This window comes from Pseudaminobacter salicylatoxidans (genome assembly GCF_003148475.1).
Lineage (GTDB): Bacteria > Pseudomonadota > Alphaproteobacteria > Rhizobiales > Rhizobiaceae > Pseudaminobacter > Pseudaminobacter salicylatoxidans.
Map to the genome: position 1 here is coordinate 1 of NZ_QGGG01000029.1, position 20,940 is coordinate 20,940.

General features: G+C 59.1%; 18 protein-coding genes. 5 read left to right on the top strand and 13 right to left on the bottom strand.

Annotation, left to right across the window (positions count from 1 at the left end; all coding sequences use genetic code 11):
• Positions 1-20 precede the first annotated feature (20 nt).
• Both C7441_RS23220 and map read left to right on the top strand, forming a co-directional pair.
• Positions 21-833, top strand: coding sequence for an EAL domain-containing protein (locus C7441_RS23220; RefSeq protein ID WP_210205698.1), 813 nt, complete (start codon positions 21-23; stop codon positions 831-833).
• Positions 834-867: 34 nt separating this feature from the next.
• On the top strand, positions 868-1,617 hold the full coding sequence (gene map / locus C7441_RS23225; RefSeq protein ID WP_109614910.1) for a type I methionyl aminopeptidase: 750 nt from the start codon (positions 868-870) through the stop codon (positions 1,615-1,617).
• A 153-nt stretch (positions 1,618-1,770) separates the two neighbouring features.
• On the opposite strand, the gene C7441_RS23230 is transcribed toward map, so the two are convergent.
• Positions 1,771-2,775 carry a threonine/serine dehydratase family protein gene (locus C7441_RS23230; protein ID WP_170125244.1) on the bottom strand — a complete coding sequence of 335 codons (1,005 nt, stop codon included), beginning with the start codon at positions 2,773-2,775 and terminating at the stop codon, positions 1,771-1,773.
• Between the two features lie 508 nt (positions 2,776-3,283).
• Here C7441_RS23230 and C7441_RS23235 point away from each other — a divergent pair.
• Together C7441_RS23235 and C7441_RS23240 are read left to right on the top strand one after the other, a co-directional pair.
• Positions 3,284-5,701 carry a GcvT family protein gene (locus C7441_RS23235; RefSeq protein WP_109614911.1) on the top strand — a complete coding sequence of 806 codons (2,418 nt, stop codon included), beginning with the start codon at positions 3,284-3,286 and terminating at the stop codon, positions 5,699-5,701.
• Between the two features lie 184 nt (positions 5,702-5,885).
• Positions 5,886-6,527 carry a TetR/AcrR family transcriptional regulator gene (locus tag C7441_RS23240; RefSeq protein WP_109614912.1) on the top strand — a complete coding sequence of 214 codons (642 nt, stop codon included), beginning with the start codon at positions 5,886-5,888 and terminating at the stop codon, positions 6,525-6,527.
• 54 nt (positions 6,528-6,581) lie between these two features.
• Here C7441_RS23240 and tdh read toward each other — a convergent pair whose 3' ends face one another.
• The 12 genes from tdh to C7441_RS23300 form a co-directional block, all read right to left on the bottom strand.
• The gene (gene tdh / locus C7441_RS23245; RefSeq protein ID WP_109614913.1) at positions 6,582-7,610 is read right to left on the bottom strand and encodes an L-threonine 3-dehydrogenase; all 1,029 of its coding nucleotides are present in this window, start codon (positions 7,608-7,610) and stop codon (positions 6,582-6,584) included.
• A 23-nt stretch (positions 7,611-7,633) separates the two neighbouring features.
• Positions 7,634-8,836: a glycine C-acetyltransferase gene (locus C7441_RS23250; RefSeq protein WP_109614914.1), complete on the bottom strand. Its 1,203-nt coding sequence runs from the start codon at positions 8,834-8,836 to the stop codon at positions 7,634-7,636.
• A gap of 67 nt (positions 8,837-8,903) precedes the next feature.
• Positions 8,904-9,479, bottom strand: coding sequence for a helix-turn-helix domain-containing protein (locus C7441_RS23255; protein WP_109614915.1), 576 nt, complete (start codon positions 9,477-9,479; stop codon positions 8,904-8,906).
• Positions 9,480-9,594: 115 nt separating this feature from the next.
• The gene (locus C7441_RS23260; RefSeq protein WP_170125246.1) at positions 9,595-10,335 is read right to left on the bottom strand and encodes an amino acid ABC transporter permease; all 741 of its coding nucleotides are present in this window, start codon (positions 10,333-10,335) and stop codon (positions 9,595-9,597) included.
• Positions 10,293-10,958 carry an amino acid ABC transporter permease gene (locus tag C7441_RS23265; protein WP_244916244.1) on the bottom strand — a complete coding sequence of 222 codons (666 nt, stop codon included), beginning with the start codon at positions 10,956-10,958 and terminating at the stop codon, positions 10,293-10,295. Before C7441_RS23265 ends, C7441_RS23260 begins: the two co-directional genes overlap by 43 nt.
• Positions 10,959-10,967: 9 nt before the next feature.
• Complete coding sequence (locus C7441_RS23270) at positions 10,968-11,744, bottom strand: amino acid ABC transporter ATP-binding protein (protein ID WP_170125247.1); 777 nt, start codon at positions 11,742-11,744, stop codon at positions 10,968-10,970.
• Between the two features lie 181 nt (positions 11,745-11,925).
• Complete coding sequence (locus C7441_RS23275; protein WP_109614918.1) at positions 11,926-12,957, bottom strand: substrate-binding periplasmic protein; 1,032 nt, start codon at positions 12,955-12,957, stop codon at positions 11,926-11,928.
• A gap of 186 nt (positions 12,958-13,143) precedes the next feature.
• Entirely contained in the window at positions 13,144-13,728 is a 585-nt protein-coding gene (locus C7441_RS23280) for a sarcosine oxidase subunit gamma family protein (RefSeq protein WP_109614919.1), read from the bottom strand.
• A complete protein-coding gene (locus C7441_RS23285) occupies positions 13,725-16,673 on the bottom strand; it encodes an FAD-dependent oxidoreductase (protein ID WP_109614920.1) in 2,949 nt (982 codons plus the stop codon). Before C7441_RS23285 ends, C7441_RS23280 begins: the two co-directional genes overlap by 4 nt.
• A gap of 1 nt (position 16,674) precedes the next feature.
• A complete protein-coding gene (locus C7441_RS23290) occupies positions 16,675-16,962 on the bottom strand; it encodes a sarcosine oxidase subunit delta (protein ID WP_109614921.1) in 288 nt (95 codons plus the stop codon).
• 11 nt (positions 16,963-16,973) lie between these two features.
• Positions 16,974-18,230, bottom strand: a complete 1,257-nt coding sequence (locus tag C7441_RS23295; protein ID WP_109614922.1) for a sarcosine oxidase subunit beta family protein — start codon at positions 18,228-18,230, stop codon at positions 16,974-16,976.
• A complete protein-coding gene (locus tag C7441_RS23300) occupies positions 18,227-19,363 on the bottom strand; it encodes a mandelate racemase/muconate lactonizing enzyme family protein (protein WP_109614923.1) in 1,137 nt (378 codons plus the stop codon). Before C7441_RS23300 ends, C7441_RS23295 begins: the two co-directional genes overlap by 4 nt.
• Before the next feature lie 333 nt (positions 19,364-19,696).
• On the opposite strand from C7441_RS23300, the gene C7441_RS23305 reads away from it, so the two are divergent.
• Positions 19,697-20,734 (top strand): GlxA family transcriptional regulator, encoded by a 1,038-nt coding sequence (locus C7441_RS23305; protein ID WP_109614924.1) that lies wholly within the window; start codon positions 19,697-19,699, stop codon positions 20,732-20,734.
• Positions 20,735-20,940 lie beyond the last annotated feature (206 nt).

The following is a 20,940-nucleotide window of genomic DNA, read 5'->3' on the forward strand; positions in this document are numbered from 1 at the left end:
TCAATGCAGAAGGGAAATAGGTGGCCGGATTTTACTCCGCCCGCGGCCGGACTATCCCGCCGCTACCGTGGCCGGTTTTTGCACCGCCGCTCTCAACGATAGCGTTTCAACCCATCGTGGACGTTGCCTCGGAATCGCGACCCTTTGCCTACGAGGCACTGGTCCGGGGGCTGAACGGTGAAGGTGCCTCGAAGATACTGGCTGAGGCCCGCACAAAAGATTTCCAGGCATTCGACTCAAGCTGTCGCAAGCGCGCCGTAGAGCTGGCACAGCGTCTCAAACTCTCTTCCCATTTGAGCGTGAATATCTCGTCGGAAGCTGTCGGACACGCCAGTCATGGACTGATCTCGACGCTTGACGCCGCGCGTACCAGTGGTTTTCCCGAGGAGAAACTGATCTTTGAAATCTCGGAGCATAGGGCGATCGATGATCTAAGCCGTGCAAAAGACGAGATCAGCGTATGCAAGAGCCGTGGTTCCCTGATCGCCTATGACGATTTCGGGGCAGGTTACAATTGCATTGCCGCCCTGCTGGAGATCAGTCCCGACATCCTGAAGATCGACATGAGCCTGATCAGGGGGATCGACACGGATATCAGGCGGCGCTCGATAATGTCGGCTATTCACGACGTTTGTAGCCGACTGCATATCGCAATCATCGCGGAGGGGATCGAAACGCGGCAGGAAATGGACGCACTACGCGCCCTTGGTGTAAATCTGATGCAAGGCTACTATTTTGCACGGCCCATCATCGAACATCTTCCCATGCCCGCCCCCGACGCCGACGGACCAGGGATTGAACGAGAAGCACTCACGATGGAGAATAAATACTAACGTGAATCACCAGGATTGGTAGTGGAAGTATAAAATGACGATTTCGAATGAAGATGACCTGATCAGGTTGAAAGAAATAGGCCGGATCGTTGCCAATACTTTGAAGGCCATGGGTGCCGTCGTCGAACCTGGAATGACGACAGCCGAACTCGACGCCATCGGCCGTGGACTTCTCGAACAGGAAGGCGCGCGGCCGGGGCCGGAACTTTGCTATCGCTTTCCCGGTGCAACCTGCATCAGCGTCAACGAGGAAATTGCCCACGGGATACCCGGCGGCCGGCAAATTGAACGCGGTGACCTGATCAACATTGACGTGTCGGCGGAAAAGGACGGGATATTCGCCGATACCGGCGCGTCCTTTGCTGTCCCGCCTGCGGCCGCCGCGATCGGACGGCTCTGCCGCGACGGGCGGCGCGCGATGTGGACGGGTATCAGGCAGGTCGGAGCCGGCAGACCGCTGGCGCGCATCGGCTATGCCATCGAGGAATTCGCTCGCAAGAACCGCTACACTCTGGTGCAAAACCTCGCCAGCCATGGCGTCGGGCACTCGTTGCATGAGGAGCCGAAAGAGATCGCGACATGGTCTGACCCATCGGAGCACAGAATGATGAACGACGGTCTGGTTTTTACGATCGAACCCTTCCTGTCGATCGGAGCCGATTGGGCAAAGGATGGGGATGATCCATGGACTCTCTTCAGCGATCCGTTAGCGCCCACGGTTCAATATGAGCACACCGTCGTCGCCACGCGCAACGGCCCGCTGGTTGTTACCCTGCCTAACTAACGGTAACGAGTTGCGATCCGGCGCCAATCCTTAAGTCTGGGGAAGAGGTTTACGACTTTCAGGATGAGCAGTCGGCCAGGCCACCGCAGGATGAGTACGCCCGGCTTTTGGCCCTTCGCCGGTCAGCGTGGTCGCTAATTTTACGATGTCGCCTCAAGTATCGGCGATATGTCTGATGAAATCATCAAGAGAAACATTACCGCCGGTTGCGACCACCAGGATCGTCTTGCCCGAAACATCGAGGCCGCCCTCCATAAGGGCGGCAAGCGAAGCAGCGCCCGATGGCTCGAGAACAAGTTTCATCCGCTCGAATGCAATTTTCATTGCCCGCCGAACCGACGCATCAGTGACGGTGAGCCCGCACACGCCCGCAGCCCTCACCGCGGCAAAGGGAGCTTGACCGGGCGCGCGCGCCATCAACCCATCGCAAATCGAGTTCGCTGCGAGCGGCATGGTTTCGATCTCGCCATGGGCGAGCGAGGTTCCCATGCCATTGAAACCCTCCGGTTCGACACCAATCACGCGCGTTTGAGGCGACAGATAGTGAAATGCCAAAGAGACACCTCCGATGAGACCACCACCCCCGACGGCGCAAAACAGCATATCGGCGCTGGCACCCTTAGCGGCAAGCTGATCGAGCGCCTCAAGGCCGGCACCGGCTTGGCCCGCGACGACCTCCGGGTCATCAAACGGGTGGAGCAGGGTAAGGCCTTGTTCCGCAGCGATCTGCCTTGCCCGCTCCGACGCCACTTCCTCGCGGGCGCGCTCGCCGTGATCGGTCAGCACGACAGCAGCGCCATAACCAGCCGTCGCATCGCGCTTTGCCACCGGCGCATCGATCGGCATAACGATTGTGACCGGAATACCAAGCGACTGGCCGGCGGCGGCCAGCCCTTGCGCGAAATTACCCGAGGAATAGGCAACGACCCCGCGCTTCGCCTCTTGCGGCGAAAGCTGCTTCAAACGCCAATGGGCACCGCGAACCTTGAAGGAACCCGCCCACTGCAGTGACTCAGGCTTGACAAAAACCCGTGCTGCCCCTGTTTGCCGGGCAAGCGCGGCAGATTCCAGGAGCGGAGTGACCTGGGTTGCCTGTGACGTGACCGTATAGGCATTCTTCAGGTGCTCAAGGGTTGGAACTGAAATCTTCGCCATCATTTGCCTCACCGAAAAACTTCTGATTCTAGAGCATTCTAGAGCAAATTCGAATCCATACCGCCGCACATGTAACGCTTGCAGCGAAGGACACTGCTGCAAGGATAGTGGGATCAGTCGATATCTTGCTCGGCACCCCTGGGTTAGACATCACCGCCACCCCTTGCTCCTGTCCTCCTTTTGACCGGCAGCCTCAAGTGCCCCACGGCTCTGGTATTCTCATTCATCGAAACATCGCCGCGCGACTCGCGGCATCGCCGTCTCCAACCATCTTGGCCGATGGCACGCTGAGCCTGTCTTCACCAGCGCGGAAGAAGCTGACCACGGCTGGCCTTGCGCGCGCAGGCAAGAAGGTACGGTTTCCCAAAAAAATCGCCCCAGGATTTCGGCACCCCCTTCCATACACATGCGTATGGAAATATACCATACGCATGTGTATGGAAGTACCTTGCTGTTTGTCCGCATGGGCTTCCCACCGAGGAAGGGTTGTTATGTCAGGGTATTTCGGGAAATGAAGACACACGCAAAAGTAGTTGTTATCGGTGGCGGCGTTATCGGCTGCAGCATTTTGTTCCATCTGGCGAAATTCGGCTGGACGGACATCGTTCTGATCGAGCGAAAGGAGCTGACTGCAGGCTCGTCCTGGCACGCTGCCGGGAATGTCCACGCCGTCAACGAGGATGCCAACATCTCCGCGCTGCAGGCATACACGCTGAACCTGTTCAGCGAGATTCAGGAGACTTCCGGCCAGGATATCGGCCTCCATCTGGCCGGCGGCATCAACACCGCAGCCACGCAAAGCCGCTGGGAATTCCTGCGCGCGGAAGCCGCACGTCACAAGGTTCTCGGAATCAAGTCCGAACTTATCGGCCCGGATGAAATCAAGAAGCTCTGCCCGATCATGGATACATCCACGATCGTGGGCGGGCTCTTCGACCCCAAGGAAGGCCATCTCGATCCTTCCGGCACGACGCATGCCTATGCGAAAGCCGCGAGAACATACGGCGCGGAAATCTATCGACATACCAAGGTCGAGGCTCTGGCACAGCGTGCGGATGGTGGTTGGGACGTGAGCACGGACAAGGGCACCATCGTTGCCGAGCACGTGGTCAATGCCGCAGGTCTATGGGCGCGTGAGGTGGGTGCAATGGCAGGCGTGCATCTGCCCCTGGTCCCAATGGAGCACCACTACCTGATCACGGAGGCCCTGCCGGCCCTCGAAGCGATGGAGCGCGAAATCCCGCTGATTCTTGATCTCGATGGCGAGATGTACCTTCGTCAGGAGGGTAAGGGTATCCAGCTCGGCGTATACGAGACACCGGCAAAGCCATGGGCGCTTGACGGAACGCCGTGGGATTATGCGGAAGACGAATTGCTGGTCCCCGAGCTCGATCGTCTGACCGATGCCCTCTCGGTCGGCTTCCAGCGCTTCCCGGAAGTTGCGGCTGCGGGCATCAAGCGCATCATCAACGGCCCCTTCACTTTCACGCCAGACGGCAATCCGCTCGTAGGCCCGGTTCCGGGAGTGCGGAACTACTGGGCGGCCTGCGGTGTCATGGCGGGCTTTGCCCAAGGGGGCGGTGTCGGTCTCGCACTGGCACAGTGGATGATCAACGGCGAACCGGAATTCGACATCTTCGCGATGGATGTCGCGCGTTACGGCGATTACGCGACGACTGGCTACGTCACCGAGAAGTCAAAGGAATTCTACGAAAGACGCTTCCGGATAGCCTATCCGAACGAAACATGGCCTGCGGCGCGCCCCCTGAAAACCTCGCCGCTCTACGAACGCCAGAAGGACAAGGCCGTCTTCTCGGTCTCGTATGGACTTGAAACGCCAATGTATTTCAGCACGGATGGCACAAAGCCATCCGAGACTGGCAGCTTCCGTCGCTCCAATGCTTTTCCGGTCGTGGGCGAGGAAGCCCGCAATGTTCGCGAGAATGCCGGACTTTTCGAGCTTACCTCATTCTCCAAATACGAGGTGACCGGCCCCGGAGCGAAAGCCTGGCTCAACTGGATTACCGCCTGCGCCGTTCCAAACCCCGGCCGGGCCCGCCTTGCTCCCATGCTGTCGGCCACTGGGCGGCTGATGGGAGATCTCACGATCTGGGCCCTCGCCGAAGACCGCTATATGATATTCGGCTCCGGCTATCTCCAGGCATGGCACATGCGCTGGTTTGCCAATCACATGCCGGCCGAAGGCGTCCACGTCCGCAATTGCTCGGATGCGTATGGTGGCTTCTCGATTGCGGGTCCAAGGTCACGTGAAATCCTGCAACGCATTACAGGCGAAAATCTGGACAACAAGGCGTTCAGCTTCATGGGTGTCAGGCTCGCAGATGTCGGCTTTGCCCCTGCCATCATCGGCAGGCTTTCCGTGACAGGCGAACTGGGCTACGAGATTGTCGTGCCTTCCGCCTATGTGACGACACTCCACGACCGCCTCCATGAGGCGGGCGCCGATCTCGGCTTGCGCGATTTCGGCGTCTATGCACTGATGTCGCTCAGGCTGGAAAAATCCTTCGGCATCTGGTCGCGCGAATTCTCTCGCGACTACACGGCGCTGGAATCGGGAATGAGCAGATTCGTCGCCTACGACAAGCCAGACTTCATCGGCCGCGATGCCGCCCTGCGTGAAAAGGAAGCCAACTCCCCAAAGCGAAGGCTGATAACGCTTTCCATTGATACGGATAAAGCTGATTGCTGGGGCTACGAGCCAATCTGGTACGGCGACAAGATGGTCGGCTTCACGACTTCGGGCGGTTATGGCCATTGCGCCGGGACGAGCCTGGCGATGGGCTATCTCAGCGCCGGAGCCTTTGACGGCCAGACGCCGCTGGAGGTTCACGTCCTTGGCGACCGTCGACCGGCAAGGCTGCTTGAGCGCTGCGCGATCGATCCGGAAGGAAAGAAGATGCGCAGCTAACACTCCCTACGCCGGGATTCTAAACCTTGGGAGTGGCGGCCTGACTGCCACTCTCTACTACGTTTTGCAGTCAGTTTGCCAATCCTCTGCCATGCGGTGTATTGGAATAACGGTTTCACGCCGCGCCGGAACGGCGATCGGCATCCAAGCATGCGGGCATGGCTGCGAACTAACGGGATAAGCCTTGACGCCAAAGCAGCGGAACAAAAACAAGTCCGGCGACAGCATGTCGAGCCGGCTGGATCGGCAGGACTGGATCGACGCGGCGGTCCAGCTGTTTTCCGAAGAGGGCATCGACGCCGTCATGGTCGAGCCCATAGCGCAGCGTCTCGGGGTCACTCGCGGCAGCTTCTACTGGCATTTCAGGAACCGCGCCCATCTTCTGGAAGAGATCCTAGCTTACTGGAGCGAGCACTGCACATCCATGATGTTGGCGCAGATCAAGCCGTTGGATGACATTATCGACGTGGTTCTGGCACTTTTCGAAATGTGGATGAAGGACGAACCCTTCGCGCCGCATCTGGATGCTGCCGTGCGCGACTGGGCAAGACGGTCGCCCGAAGTCAACCTCGCTGTTGCGCAGGCAGACGAGGTGCGCACGAATGCGATCGCGGCGGCCTTCCTGAAATCAGGTTATGCGTCCCGCGAAGCGCTTATTCGCGCACGCATCCTCTACAATATGCAGATCGGCTACTACGAAGCCAATATCCGCGAACCCCTTGCGGTCAGGCTGGACTACTCCAGCGAATATGTCTTCGTCTTCACTGGCAGGCCGCTAAACGAAGAGCGCAAGCGCGCCTACAAACGCCGCTTCGATGTCGAGTAGCGTGGCCGCCCAAGTAGACCATCCGAAGGATCATCCTCGGACGGCCCCGTTCGATCAGCGTGTCCAGTCCAGAACGACCTTGCCGCAATTGCCGCTCTTCATGATCTCGAATCCCTGCACATAGTCCCCCACTGACAATCTGTGAGTGATCACTTTTCGTATGTCCAGGCCCGTCTGCAGCATAGCGAGCATCTTGTGCCAGGTCTCGAACATCTCACGACCGTAGATGCCCTTGACCGTCAGCATCTTGAACACCAGCCTGGTCCAGTCGACCGTCGAGGGGCGAGAGGGAATGCCCAGCATGGCAATCTTGCCGCCCATCACCAGATGCTCCGTCATCTGCTCGAAAGCCGCCGGCGCACCGCTCATTTCCAGGCCGACGTCGAACCCTTCCTTGATGCCAAGGCGCGCCTTGACAGACGCGAGGTCTTCCATCGACACGTTGACCGGCACAACATCGGCGACTTCGCCGGCAAGCGCCAGACGAGTCGGGTTTATGTCCGTGACGACAACATGACGCGCACCGACATGGCGGGCCACCGCAGCGCCCATGATGCCGATCGGACCAGCGCCGGTGATAAGGACATCCTCGCCGATCAGGTCGAATGAAAGGGCGGTGTGGACCGCATTGCCGAGCGGGTCCAGGATGGCGCCGATCTCGTCATCAATTTCATCCGGCAGGGGAACAACGTTGAAGGCCGGGATTTTTACATATTCGGCGAAAGCGCCAGGAATGTTGACGCCGATCCCGCGCGTCTGCGGGTCGAGGTGAAAGCGGCCACCACGAGCCGCCCTGCTCTGCATGCCGATAACGTGCCCCTCCCCCGAAACGCGCTGGCCGAGATGCAACCCCTTGGTGGCCGAGCCCAGTTCGACGATCTCGCCAGCATATTCGTGGCCGACGACCATTGGAACCGGAACGGTCTTTCTGGCCCATTCGTCCCAGACGTAGATATGCGAGTCCGTGCCGCAAATGCCGGTCTTGTTCACCCGGATCAAGACTTCATCGTCGGCTATCATCGGTACCGGCTCGTCTCTGAACCACAAACCAGGTTCATCCTTCGTCTTCACAAGTGCCTTCATAAAGCTGCCCCTTTCAATAGCTGTCAGATGACGCCCAGCGCCTTCCCTGCGTCGACGAATGCGTCGACGGCGAACTGTACGTCAGCGTCAGACAATCCCGCCGACATCTGGGTGCGTATGCGCGCTTTCCCTTTCGGCACCACCGGAAAGAAGAAGCCGGCGACATAGACGCCGCGCTCATCGAGTGCCCTGGCCATTTCCTGGGCCAGCACCGCATCGTAGAGCATGACGGGAATGATCGGAGTTTCACCCGGAAGGAGTTCGAACCCAGCCTTGACGAGGCCATTTCTGAACACCTTCGCATGGCGTGCAAGCCGCGCGCGCCTGTCGTCGGCCTGTTCAGCGATCTCGAGCGCCTTGAGCGAACCGGCAGCGATCGCGGGCGCCAGACTATTGGAAAACAGGTAGGGCCGCGCGCGCTGGCGCAGCAGGTCGATTACAGGTTTTGCTGCGGCGACAAAGCCGCCCATTGCGCCGCCCAGGCTCTTGCCGAATGTGCCGGTGACGATACCGACCCGGTCGTTGACTCCGGTCAGTGCAGGCGTGCCGCGCCCCTTCTCGCCCAGATGACCGGTTGCGTGGCAATCATCCACCATAACGACCGCACCATAGCGCTCCGCCAGGTCGCATATCCCGGGAAGCTGGGCCACATATCCGTCCATCGAGAAGACGCCGTCGGTGGCGATCATCTTGAAACGCGCGCCGTCCTTTTCGGCCTCCCTGAGTCGGTCCTCCAGCTCATCTAGGTCGCCATTCCCGAAACGGTAGCGGCGCGCCTTGCTCAATCGCACGCCGTCGATGATGGAGGCATGGTTCAGCCCGTCCGATATTATGGCGTCTTCCGGCCCCATGAGCGGCTCGAAAACACCGCCGTTGGCGTCAAAGCAGGCAGCAAAAAGAATTGCGTCTTCCTTGCCAAGGTAGCGTGCGACCGCCAGTTCCAACTCCCGATGCAGGGTCTGGGTACCGCAAATGAAGCGCACCGAGGCCATGCCGAAGCCGAACGCGTCGAGGCCGGACTTGGCCGCGGCTATGATCTCGGGGTGGTCAGCAAGTCCAAGGTAGTTGTTGGCGCAAAGATTGATAACCGGGCGCCTCGTCTCACCGGAGGCAACCTCTATGCGCCCGCCTTGCGGCCCCGCGATCAGTCGTTCATGCTTATAAAGCCCGTCGGCATCTATCTGCGCGAGCACGCCTTCCAGATGGCGCAGGAATTCCGCTGACATAACTATCCTCCGTTTAGTATAATGGAATTCCATTATACAGGAAAATAGTCAAGCCTAAAGCTGACGGTCAGTTGTAAAGGACGATCAACAGCCCTTTCGCTGGCTCCGAAGAGACATTGGCGATCCGGTGCGGCACGTCCGCCGGGTAGCGCGCGGTCTCTCCGGCCCCGATCGACCTGCACGAATCGCCGCTTGATACCTCAAGCCCCGGAGTAAAGGCCGTAAGATGCTCGAACGCGCCCGGGGCATGCGGCGCGCTGTCCAGAATGCCTCCGGCGGCGATTTCGAGACCATACCACTCGATCCTTCCGGCCAGGTTCGGCGGGCTCAGGATTCGCAGGACGCAGGAGCCATCGGCATTCTTGATCTCAGGGGTGTGGGAAGCTGGAACGACCTCTATGGCGCTGTCGTCACCGGGGGGTGTACGCCCCTCTAACAGATCGGAAAACTCGATTTTCAGGGCACGCGTCAGGCTCCAGAGAACGGCAAAGGTCGGGTTGGCCTTGCCGCGTTCGATCTGGGACAGCATCGACTTCGACACTCCGGACCGGGCGGCCAATTGCTCGAGTGTCAGCCGCCTGGCCTTACGCTGCTCTTGTATCGCCGGCCCGATTTCAGGGGTGTTGGCAGCCTCCGTCGCCATAAGATCCTTCCACTATCCTGGAAATGTACACCATGCTGATCAAGGCCGATAGCACATTCCCCACTCATGGCGATAACTGAAAAGATCGCGCTCCTTCGCTCCATCGCCGTTCCGTCTAGAGGCGCGCACCGAGGCCCGCGAACATCTTGCGCTCCATCACGCGCGCAACAAGCGATAGCGGAAGCGCAAGCAGGCAGTAGATGACGCCTACAAGAAGGAAGATATGCAACGGCAGAAAATCCGTCGAACTGATGTCCTTTGCACGAAGCATGATTTCCGGAGCGGAAATGAGCGAAGCCAACGAGCTATCCTTCAGCACCGTTATCAACATGTTGACTAGCGGCGGCAGAGCGATGCGTGTCGCCTGCGGGATGATGATGAAGCGATAGATCTGGAAGGAGGACATGCCGACAGTGAGTCCCGCCTCGCGTTGACCACGATGTGTCGCCTCGATACCCGCCCTGAAGATTTCGGCGATATAGCCTCCCGAACTGATCCCCAGGCCAAGGATTGCCGCGGGAACGGCGTCGAGTGCAATTCCAAGTGGAACCAGCCCGAAATACAGCAGGAACAATATCACCAGCGAAGGAACGCCCCGAGTGATCTCGACATAAACGGTCGCCATCCGCCTGACGCTTTTGCGGGGGCTTAGCCGGCCGATCGCCACGACCAGGCCGATTACCAGCCCCAGCGCGAACGCCCCGGCTGTGATCTTCAAAGTGACGACGACCGCACGCGTAATATCATACGACCAGGATGGCCACTTCTGCGGATAGACCGCAAGAAACGACTGAAAATCTGACAATAATCCTATCATGACTGGGAAGCTTTCTTCTTCTCCAGATGGTCGACCCACCGGGCTATCGGGAATGTCATGCAGAAATAGAGGCATGCTACCAGAAGGTAGATAAACGCAGTATCGAACGTTTCAGTGGTGAGGTTACGCGCGCGGAACAATATCTCCGGAGCAGCAACGGCAGACGCGACGGCCGTATCCTTGATGAGGCCGACGGCGTAGTTGCCTAGCGGCGGCAGGGTTATCCGCAAAGCCTGCGGAAGGATGATATAGCGCATGGTCATGAACGGCTTCATGCCCACCGCCGCCGCCGCTTCGCGCTGGCCATGATGAAGGGCCGAGATCCCGGACCGGAAGATTTCGGTGCAATAGGCACCGCCACTCAGCCCCAGGCCGATGATCGCCGCCGGCAATGGATTGAGCCGGGTTCCGACATAGGTCAACCCGAAATAGCAGATGAAAAGCAGTGTCAGCGCCGGAATTCCGCGGAATAGCTCGACGTAGACGTTGATAAGGGCGTTCACGATCGAAAGCCTGTACGTCTTGAGGATAGCCAGCGTAAGACCGATAAACACGGCCATCAGAAAGCTACCCGCGGTGATCATCACCGTGACGCCGGCCCCCTGAAGCAGGACTTCGAGATAGACCGGCGCGCGCGAGCCTATATAGGCGAGGCTGTCCATGAACATCGTTCAGCCTACCCGCAATTGTCCAAGAAAGCGCTGCGTGCGCTCATGACGGGGATTGTCGATGACTTCAGCAGGCGAACCGCTCTCGACCACGACCCCGCCATCCATGAAAACAATCTCATCGGCAACATCGCGGGCGAACCGGATTTCATGTGTCACCATGACCATCGATCGGCCTTCGGCGGCCAGTTCCTGGATCACGCCCAGAACCTCTCCCACCAGTTCGGGGTCCAGAGCCGATGTCGGCTCATCGAAAAGCATCACTTTCGGCTGCTGGGCAAGGGCACGCGCAATACCGATGCGCTGCTGTTGTCCACCTGACAGGCGCTCAGGATATTCGTTGCGTTTGTGCGCCATATGGACCTTTTCCAGCATCGTCTCGGCAAGCGTCATCGCATCCTTGCGGGCAAGCCTCTGCACGCGCCAAGGCCCCAAAGCCACGTTCTCGAGGACTGTCAGATGCGGCCACAGATAGAAATTCTGGAAAACGAAACCCATTTCGCGACGCTGGGAAGCCAGCTTGCTGGCACTTGCCCGCAGAATCCTGTCGCCCCGCCGCTCCTCTCCTATCAGTTCACCGTCAAGGTAGATGTGACCAGCGTTTGGCACTTCCAGATGGTTTATACAGCGCAGCAGCGTTGTCTTGCCGGAACCGCTCGGGCCAATCAGGACAAGCTTCTTGCTCTGACCGAGGCTTAGATCAACCCCGTTCAAGACATTCAGCGCGCCGAAATGCTTTCGCAGGCCTTCGATCTTCAGAAGAGTTTTCGTTTCAGCCATATCTGCAAACGCCTCTGGAAAAGGGGGGCCATCCGGGCACTCGGGTCCAGTTTTTGCCTGCCTGCACAACAGCCTGCGGCTGCACCCGGGAAACCAAATCCGACTGGGCCTGTTTCGTTGATTGGTCCGCTGGACCTCGGCTGTCTCTGGCGCCAGGCGCCAGAGACAGCCGACCACGCGCTTATTCGCAGCCGGCAAGTTGTGGGTATTGCCAATCCTCAGGACGATCGACACCAAGGCGCGGATTGTCCCCTGATGGCGTAAACCAGAATTTGTCGGTGAAGCCGTACTCCGAAGCCAGCTTATAGTTGGAACATGTGTTCCATATCTCGGCGATCGCCTCGTTAATGCACTGCTCCAGTTTCGGCGCTTCCCTGGACATACCGAACAGGATCTGGAACTTGCCGGTGATGATGGGCATTTTCGGATCATAGGGATCGGTGACCGGAATTGACTCGATGTTCAATTCTGGCTGCTGTATCGAGATGTACTGCATCATCGGCGGATCGAGGAAGAGGACGTCGACGCGGCCAGCGACCAGGTCGCGGATCGCGGCATCGCCGGTCTCGTAAAGCTTAACGTCCGGGTTGATCATCTTCAGTTCGGGGACCTGCGCGAAACCCTGAACGGTTGCGATGCGCTTGTCCTTCAACTGATCGAGCTTGGTGATGTTGGCACCCTTCCTCTGGGTCATCAAAGAACCAGCAAAATAGATCGGATCGGTCATGCTGATCACCTCCGTTCTGGGAAGCGTCCAGCCCATCATGCCGTGCATGATATCGACACGACGCGATTTCACCGACTCGATCTCGGCAGCCCATTCCATCAGCGCCGGCTCGACCTCAAGGCCCAGCTTCTCGGCAACGAGAGTCATGATGTCGCCATCGATACCGATCAGCTTCCCATCCCTGGTTCCGGTTCCCGGCATATCGCCATTGTAGGCGACCGTCAGCTTGCCCGGGGTTACCAGTTCCGCACCGTCGCACACCTTTTGCGCTAGTGCAGCGGGCGTTGTTGCCAGAAGCGCTATGGCGGCCGCCGCCACCCCCAGTGTAGAAGCTCGGCTCGCGATCTTGGGGTTAATCCTCATAGTTTCCTTCTCCTCCACTAAAATCCGGTTGGAATGATATTGCTGGAGAAGGCCGTACAGATATTGAATGGATAGGTTGACATTTTGAATAAATCGGACAACTCGGCATTGTTGCGACGGCATACATAGGTTCTCATTCGTTGTCGATGAGCCACATCCAAGCTATTGGCCGGTCTGAGCCCATTCACATGAACCCAGCCCGACCATCGGCGCAGGTTTCAACGGTTTCCCGGAAGAGTCATGACCAGCGACGGCGACCACCGGCGAAGCCAATCGTCGTCTTATGGACGCTTCGTATTGAGAGGAGCTTTATCTGTCCAAGCAGGCGCAGGAAATCAACCAGTCCGCGAAATAGCGCGCACGGCTGCGTTCTATTCCGATCAGCCAGGCTTGATCATCCAGTCGGATCAGAACCGCGGTCACTTTAGCTATGAGGGTACGCTTGGCATGGCCGACGCGAAAGCCATCCCGTTCGAGCGACAAGAAGCCCCCCTCCTTTAACAGAAGCGTGCCATCAGGGCCGCAAAGTTCGAACCAGCACAGATAGTCGCTGAACCGCGACGCATTGATGGTCCTGTCAGCGAATGTCGCGTTGACCCGCCCGACCAATGCCGTCTCCTCGTCGATGTTGCATTGGACAATCCACGACCGGGGCGAGAGCATAAGCGCGAAGCGCGCTTCCTGAGTCTTGTACGCACCGGCTGTTGCAGGAAGTTCAACGCCCACCGCTTCTCCAGCAGCATCAAGAATGCCATTGCCGTCGATGGCAGCGCTTAAAAGAATGCATCCGATATCGGATCGCTCGCGCAGGGTTGCGCTCGGGGACGTAAAGATTGCCCCAGGCACCGCCGGGTCCAACGACGTTCCAAAGACTGTTTGAGCCTCAAGCCTCATGTGTTCAGCCTCTTGTTCTCGGCATCGTAAAACGTCGGACTGGTGAGGCGGCACCGAATGATCGAGCCGTCGCTAAAAACCGAGACCGTTTCGCCCTTGCGTTCATTCCCGCGAACGACGAGTGCCAGTCCGATCGATTTGCCAAGCGACGGGCTGAAGCATGCGGATGTTATGTACCCTTCGCTCGGGCACGGCGTGCGCTCATGGCCGCTCGCCAGGATGCGACCACCTGCCTGCAGCGTGCCGCCGATCGCTTCTACGCCAACAAGCTGCTCACGCTCTTCGCTGGTCGCGAAGGCCAGAGACAGCGAACGCTTGCCCAGGAAATCGTCCTTCCGCTTGGCGACGATACCTCCCATGCCGATATCCAACGGCGTGGTGCGGCCATTGGTGTCGGAACCAAGATGGATATAGCCTTTTTCCAATCGTAGCCGCAGCCATGCCTCCATGCCGACGGCACGCGGCGTCAGCCCGCTGCCCCGTTCGAGAAGGGTATTCAGCAACGAGGCCGCGTAGCGTGACGGAACTGAAACCTCGTATTGCAATTCCCCCGTGAAGCTGACCCTGGCGACGCGCGCCGGCACGCCTGCGACGTGGCCCTCGCGAACCTGCATATGCCTGAACACTTCGGGAGAGATGTCGAAATCCGGTTCCAACCGGGCCAGCAGATCGCGTGCACACGGTCCCGCGATTGCGATCGACGCCCAATTCGCTGTCACGGGGGCGACGGCTACCCTCATTGTCGGCCATTCCGTCTGGCGCCACTGTTCGAACCAGCCGGCAACAGCCTCGGCATTGCCTGATGTGGGGCCGGCGAGGAAGTGATTGGGGCCGAGGCATGCGACGACACCATCATCGAATATCACGCCGTCTTCCTTCAGCATGACCGAATACCGCACGCCGCCGGGCTTCAGCGTGGCCATGTTGGAGACATAGAAGCGGCTCAGGAACAACCCCGCGTCCGGCCCTGTCACCTCAATCTTGCCCAGCGACGAGCCATCGAACACGCCGACATGATTGCGCACGGCAACCATCTCGGCTTCAACCGCGCTTTCACGGTCCGCGCCATTGCTGCGGTACCAGTCCGGACGTTCCCACCCGAAATCCTCGAGGACCCCTCCGAGTTTTTCATGGATGGCATGGGCGGGCAGATAGCGGCGCGGCTGATGCAGGTCGCCGTCCCGCCGGTTTGCGATCGTGCCCATCCGTACTGCCGAATAGGGTGGGCGGAACGTCGTAGTGCCGACTGCATTTATCGTCCTGTCGGTCAAGCCGGCCATTACGGCCAGGCCATTGATATTCGAGGTCCGTCCCTGGTCGGTACCCATACCCAAGGTGGTGTAGCGCTTCAAATGCTCGACGGAGACGTAGTTTTCACGTGCAGCCAGGTCGAGGTCTGACACCTTCACATCATTCTGGAAATCGACCCACATCCTGGATCTGGCCCCACAGTCCGGAATCCACTGGGGGGAGATCGAACCGTAGGACATGCAATCGACCGACACGTCAGCACCCTGCTCCATAGGGACACCGCGATCACTGCCGATTGCGCTGGCCGCGGCGCGCGCCTGTGCCAATGTAGTCGTGAGGTGAAGCGAGCCCGCGGCGCCGCCAATGACGTGCCATCCCGGCGGAGCAGCGCGAACAACGAACATGCTCTCCCGCTCCTGATAAACCGGTTTCACACCACGATGTCCGGCGAGCTGGATCAGCGGCGTCCAGCCGCCGGAGACGGCCAGGCCACTGCATCGAATGCTCTCGACAGTGCTGCTGCCGCGAACTGTCACAGCCTTCAGGTGCTTGTAGCCGGACGTCCCCTCGATCTGGCTGTCGAAAACGCAGCGAACACCAGACTGCTCGGCCGCGGCTGCATGGATAGCCTGGCCCTGCGGTCGCGTATCAACGAGAACCGGCACGTCGATGCCGGCCTTCCGCGCGGCGATCGCCGTCAGGTAGCCACTGTCGTTGTTGGTATAGACCGTAAGTCGGTCCGCCGGAGCAACGCCGAACTCCCCAATCAGCCGACGAACCGAGGAGCCTAGCATGATACCAGGGCGGTCGTTGTCTGCGAACAGCAGAGGCCGGTCGACCATTCCCGTCGCCAGCACGACATTGGCGGCACGCAGCTTCCAGTGATGTTCGGCGCGCACGCCGTGCTCGTCGGCACGCTGCTCGACCAGCGTAAATGCGTTGTCCTCATAAGCGGCAGTCGCCATCGTCGATGTCAGGATCGTGACATTCGCGTCCGCCTTCAACGCATCAACGGTCCTGTCCACCCACTCACTTGCAGGTACGCCATCGAAGGAAACCGCTTCCCACAAGAGCGCGCCCCCAAGCCGGGGCTGATCATCGACCAAGACAATCTTCAGGCCACTGTGCGCAAGCTGCCTTGCCGCGGTCAACCCGGCTGGCCCACCACCAATGACAAGCACGTCGGCAACTTCGTGGCGATGATGCATCTCGCGCCTCGATATTGCACTGTCCAGGCGGCCAAAACCGGTGGACCGGCGAATGAATGGCTCAAAAAGCCGCCAGTTCGGCCACATCATCGTCTTATAGTAGAAACCCGCGCCGAGGACATTTGAGGCGAGCTGAGCAATGGCTGCCACGTCGAACTCAGGCGACGGCCAGCCGGTCACCGAGCAGGCCTCCAGACCTTCAGACAGACGCACTTGACCAGCACGGATGGCAGGCTCGAACCCATATGCATCGCGCACCGCCAGCATCGAATTCGGATCTTCCATGCCGGTGCCGTAGAAGCCGCGTGGGCGGTGATATTTAAAGCTGCGTCCGATGACGCCTACCCCGTTTGCGATCAGCGCCGAGGCCAGCGTGTCTCCTGCATATCCCCTGAGATGGTCTCCGTTGTAGGAGAAGGAGACCGCGCGCTGACGATCGATGACACCCCCGGCGGCAAGCCGGTATCCATGCTTCGCGGAAGTCACTTCATGAGTCTTTCTTGCAGGAGAATTGCTGATCGAAGCGGATTACTTCGGTGATCTCATGCGTGACCGTGTGGCGCTCGATCTTGAACCATTGGCCACACCCGGCAGCACAGCACCACTGCTCCTGAAGCAACCCCTTGGGATTGTTGCGCATGAACAGGTAGTCGGTCCATTCGGTATCGGAGAGGGTATCCGGCTCAATGGCGCGCACAATGTTTGCCTCGCCACCGTAAGACAATTCTTCTTCGGTCCGCTGCTCATTGCAGTAAGGGCATCGAATGACGATCATGAGGTTACCACTTAGTGGGCGATGCCGGCGGCAGCGCCTTCATCGACGAGACGATTGCTGCGAAAGCGATCCAGTCCGAACTTCTCGGCCAATGGATGCGGAGCTTCCTTTGCCAGGGAATGCGCCAGCAACATCCCCCCTGCAGGGATGGCCTTGAACCCGCCGGTTCCCCATCCGCAATTGATGAACATGTTGGCGACCGGTGTCTGACCGATGATCGGTGAACTGTCCGGGACGATATCGACGATGCCTGCCCAATGCCGCATCAGCCTGGCCTGCGCGAAGGCGGGGAACATTTCCACCGCCGACGTCACGACCTTCTCTATCGTCGGGAAGGTACCGCGCTGGCCGTATGATTGATACAGGTCCAGAACGCCGCCCATCACCAGTTCACCCTTCTGGGTCTGGTTGATGTAAACGCCGGTTCCCGGTGAAATGACCACGTGATCGAGGATCGGCTTGATCGGCTCAGACACCATCGCCTGAAGGCAACGGCTGGTCACAGGCAGGCGAAAACCCGCCATGTCTGCGATCATGCTCGAATGCCCCGCCACCGCGACGCCGATTTTGCGGCAGCCGATCCTGCCGCGGCTCGTCGTCACCGACGTGATGCGTCCGCCACTTTGTTCAAAACCGAGCACCTCGCAGTTCTGGACGATGTCAACGCCAAGCCGATCGGCGGCGCGGGCAAAGCCCCACGCAACCGCATCGTGGCGGATCGTGCCGCCGCGCTTTTGCAGGAAGGCGCCAAGGACAGGATAGCGCGCACCCGGACCAGTGTTCAGCAATGGCAGCATGCGCTGCACGGAATGCACATCAATGATCTCGCCATCCACACCATTGCAGGCCAGCCAGTTCGCCTTGTGCTGAGCCGCTTCCATCTGATGCTGATTGTGGATCAGCGTGAGCCAGCCACGCTGCGACAGCATGATGTTGAAATTGATGTCCCTGGCGAGGCCCTCATAGAGGCTCAGCGCAAGGTCGTAGACGGCAGCACTCTCGGGAAACATGTAATCCGAGCGAACATTGGTCGTGTTGCGGCCGGTGTTGCCGCCGCCGATCCATCCTTTTTCGATCAACGCCACATTGGTGATGCCGTAGGTTTTGGCAAGGTAGTAGGCGGTCGCAAGACCGTGACCGCCACCGCCGATGATGACCACATCATAATGTGATTTCGGTTCCGGCGATCGCCAGGCCTGCCGCCAGTGTCGATTGCCACCTGCCGCGCCGCGCAGCAGGCTGCCCAGTGAATAGTCTTTCCAGGTCATAGGATCGACGCAGAGTTCAGATGGGCCTGTTTGGCACGCTCGACATTGTCCCAGTCTATCTGGAAGCCGAGGCCCGCGCCCTTCAACACGGGTAAACGTCCGTTGATCGGGCGGAGGTCAGGTGCCTTGACGATGTCCCATGCAAGAAAACGGTTCATGTGCTGATTGGCGTCATCAAGGTTGGGGATGGTTGCCGCGACCTGGTTTGCCGCGCAGGTGGTGATCCCCGTCTCGTAGAGGCCGTGCAGACAGATGTTGATGTCCGCCGCCTCTGCAATATGTGCGACTTTTGCCAGACCGGTAAGCCCGCCGGTCTCATGCAGGCCGATCACGATGAGATCGGCTGCCGATTGCCTGCACACGTCATATGCGTCGAAATGCGTGAAAACGACTTGGTCGGCCGAGATAGCGATCGGACTGCTCGCCCGAACCTGGGCCAATGCCGCCACACTTTCACAATGTGTCGGCTGCTCCACCGCCTCCACATCGTACTCCATGAGTTTACGGATCATGCGCCCTGCGTGAATCGGGTTCCACTGTTCGTTCGGATCGACACGAATGCGCTTGTCTGGCCCGATCGCTGTCCGGACTGCCTTCGTCGTCTCGATGTCGAGCCCATCGCCACGCCCAACCTTGAAGTAGATCACCTCGAACCCCGCAGCCGCCAGTTCAGAAGCGTCCGCCGCCACTTCCTCCGCCGTGTCGCCCTGGGCGAATCCGAAATAAGAGATTTCATCGTGAACCGCACCACCCATCAGTTCATGAGCCGGGCGCCCCACTGCCTTGCCTGCAACGTCCCAGAGGGCCATCTCCAAGCCTGCAAGAACCCGGCCACCGAACCGAGGACTGCTGCATGTACCAAACGCCTGGAAAAGAGCGTGGTAGGCGTCGGCCATCAGCCGGGCATTTTGGAAGGGGCTGCGGTTTATGCAAACCTGGGCGGCGTGCTTCAGATAGGCTACGATCGCCTCGGCCGACGGGGTGGAGACGGATTCGCCGTAACCGACGATCCCCTCATCGGTGTGCACTTCAACGAGGACGACCCCTGCCCCCTCGATAACGCCTTGAGCCCAATGATAGGGTTTTGAATAGGGAACCAGCAGAGGTGTCGTCTTGATAGAGGTGATTTTCATTCGAGTTGACCTTCAATCGGAACTTCCAGACGTTCAGACAGTATCCACAGACCCAAGGTTCGAAAAACGATGCCGGCTGAACAGTTCCATATGACTAATCTTTTCCGGGGAAGCTTCCTTGGGGCGTCCGCCTGCCCCTCAAAAACGTCTTATGCAAACTTGACGCACACAGCCCTGCAAGAGAAAGCTATGCGCTGAATCCACCCCAAACTTGAACAAAAAAGACCAATGATTGCACGAGGAAGACAAACCGTCTAAAGCTGACGTCCTCGGGCCTGGGGTCATACATTAGGACGCCCGGGATGAGACGAGTGCATCAGGCCGGCACGATCCATGAAAATGAATTTGGACCACAGATTTCCTCGTGAGACGCCGCCCGAGCTTGTCGGCATCGAGCCAGACATTCGTGTGGCATTCATTCTATGCCCGATGTTCACGCTGCTTCCATTTGCGGCTTTCATCGATAGCCTTCGACATGCCGCGGATGAGGCAGACTTCAGCCGCCAGATCTACTGCAGCTGGAAGATCGTCGCCGATGATTGCCACACGCCCTTGACCGCGAGTTGCGGCGCAGAAATCATGCCGCAAGAGACATTCGGCGACTTCGGAACCTTGAACTACGTGGTCGTGGTGGGTGGATTGTTGCCCCATTGCCTGGGTTTGAGCAAACGTGCCCGCCAGTATATCCGCGCCGCCCACGATAAGGGGATTTCAATCGTCGGGCTTTGCACCGGCAGTTTCATCCTGGCGGATATCGGGCTACTCGATAACCGGCGCTGCGCCATCCATACCGAGCATATTTCCGAGTTCAGGACACTCTATCCGTCCGCAGTACCCGTATCGGGTGAGATGTATGTCAACGACCGGGAAGTCCTGACCTCCCCGGGCGGAACGTCGGCACTGGACCTGGCATTCCACCTCATCGACACCCATTGCGGCAAAGCCCGTGCGGTAAAGGGCTTGAGTTCCCTCCTAATTGACAATCACCGATCTGCGCGACGCTTCCACTACCGCCCGCATGGTCATCTGGCGGCATGCGGAAACCGGAAAGTGGAAACCGCGGTCGAGATGATGGAACGCCATATTACGACGCCCTACCCTGTCAGTGAACTCGCAAGGAAAGTTGGCTGCTCTGAACGCGAACTGTGCCGATTATTCAAGAAGCACGGCAATACGAGCCCATCGGAAACCTGGCGCAAGATCAGGATGGCACATGGTCACTGGCTTCTGCTCAATTCCGACCGCAGCATCACACAGATATCGCACGAGTGCGGCTTCGCCGATTCCGCGCATTTCAACCGATGGTTCAAGGTGATCTACAAGGAATCCCCCCACGCTTACCGGCGTCGGCGAAGGGTACGGGATCAATGACGTTCGAGCGCTTGGCTGACGCGCGGGAACGGCCGAATGAGTTGCGACGCACATCTCTGAAACAAGCCTGAGCGCACCGTCGGGCCCTGCCATCGCAGTTGCGAACCGCCCTGAGCAACGCGACAAGACCTTCCCTCGCCTTGATGCAGTTCGTGCTCTCCGGCTGCCAGGTGGATCAGCCGATTTGTCCGGTGGAATTCGCGACA

What these genes read in the sequence shown, in the direction of transcription:
- map (WP_109614910.1), top strand. Translation starts at nt 868, where the DNA reads ATGACGATTTCGAATGAAGATGACCTGATCAGGTTGAAAGAAATAGGC.
- C7441_RS23230 (WP_170125244.1), bottom strand. Translation starts at nt 2,775, where the DNA reads ATGATGGCGAAGATTTCAGTTCCAACCCTTGAGCACCTGAAGAATGCC.
- C7441_RS23235 (WP_109614911.1), top strand. Translation starts at nt 3,284, where the DNA reads ATGAAGACACACGCAAAAGTAGTTGTTATCGGTGGCGGCGTTATCGGC.
- tdh (WP_109614913.1), bottom strand. Translation starts at nt 7,610, where the DNA reads ATGAAGGCACTTGTGAAGACGAAGGATGAACCTGGTTTGTGGTTCAGA.
- C7441_RS23250 (WP_109614914.1), bottom strand. Translation starts at nt 8,836, where the DNA reads ATGTCAGCGGAATTCCTGCGCCATCTGGAAGGCGTGCTCGCGCAGATA.
- C7441_RS23255 (WP_109614915.1), bottom strand. Translation starts at nt 9,479, where the DNA reads ATGGCGACGGAGGCTGCCAACACCCCTGAAATCGGGCCGGCGATACAA.
- C7441_RS23265 (WP_244916244.1), bottom strand. Translation starts at nt 10,958, where the DNA reads ATGGACAGCCTCGCCTATATAGGCTCGCGCGCGCCGGTCTATCTCGAA.
- C7441_RS23270 (WP_170125247.1), bottom strand. Translation starts at nt 11,744, where the DNA reads ATGGCTGAAACGAAAACTCTTCTGAAGATCGAAGGCCTGCGAAAGCAT.
- C7441_RS23275 (WP_109614918.1), bottom strand. Translation starts at nt 12,957, where the DNA reads ATGCCGTCGCAACAATGCCGAGTTGTCCGATTTATTCAAAATGTCAAC.
- C7441_RS23280 (WP_109614919.1), bottom strand. Translation starts at nt 13,728, where the DNA reads ATGAGGCTTGAGGCTCAAACAGTCTTTGGAACGTCGTTGGACCCGGCG.
- C7441_RS23290 (WP_109614921.1), bottom strand. Translation starts at nt 16,962, where the DNA reads ATGATCGTCATTCGATGCCCTTACTGCAATGAGCAGCGGACCGAAGAA.
- C7441_RS23295 (WP_109614922.1), bottom strand. Translation starts at nt 18,230, where the DNA reads ATGACCTGGAAAGACTATTCACTGGGCAGCCTGCTGCGCGGCGCGGCA.
- C7441_RS23300 (WP_109614923.1), bottom strand. Translation starts at nt 19,363, where the DNA reads ATGAAAATCACCTCTATCAAGACGACACCTCTGCTGGTTCCCTATTCA.
- C7441_RS23305 (WP_109614924.1), top strand. Translation starts at nt 19,697, where the DNA reads ATGAAAATGAATTTGGACCACAGATTTCCTCGTGAGACGCCGCCCGAG.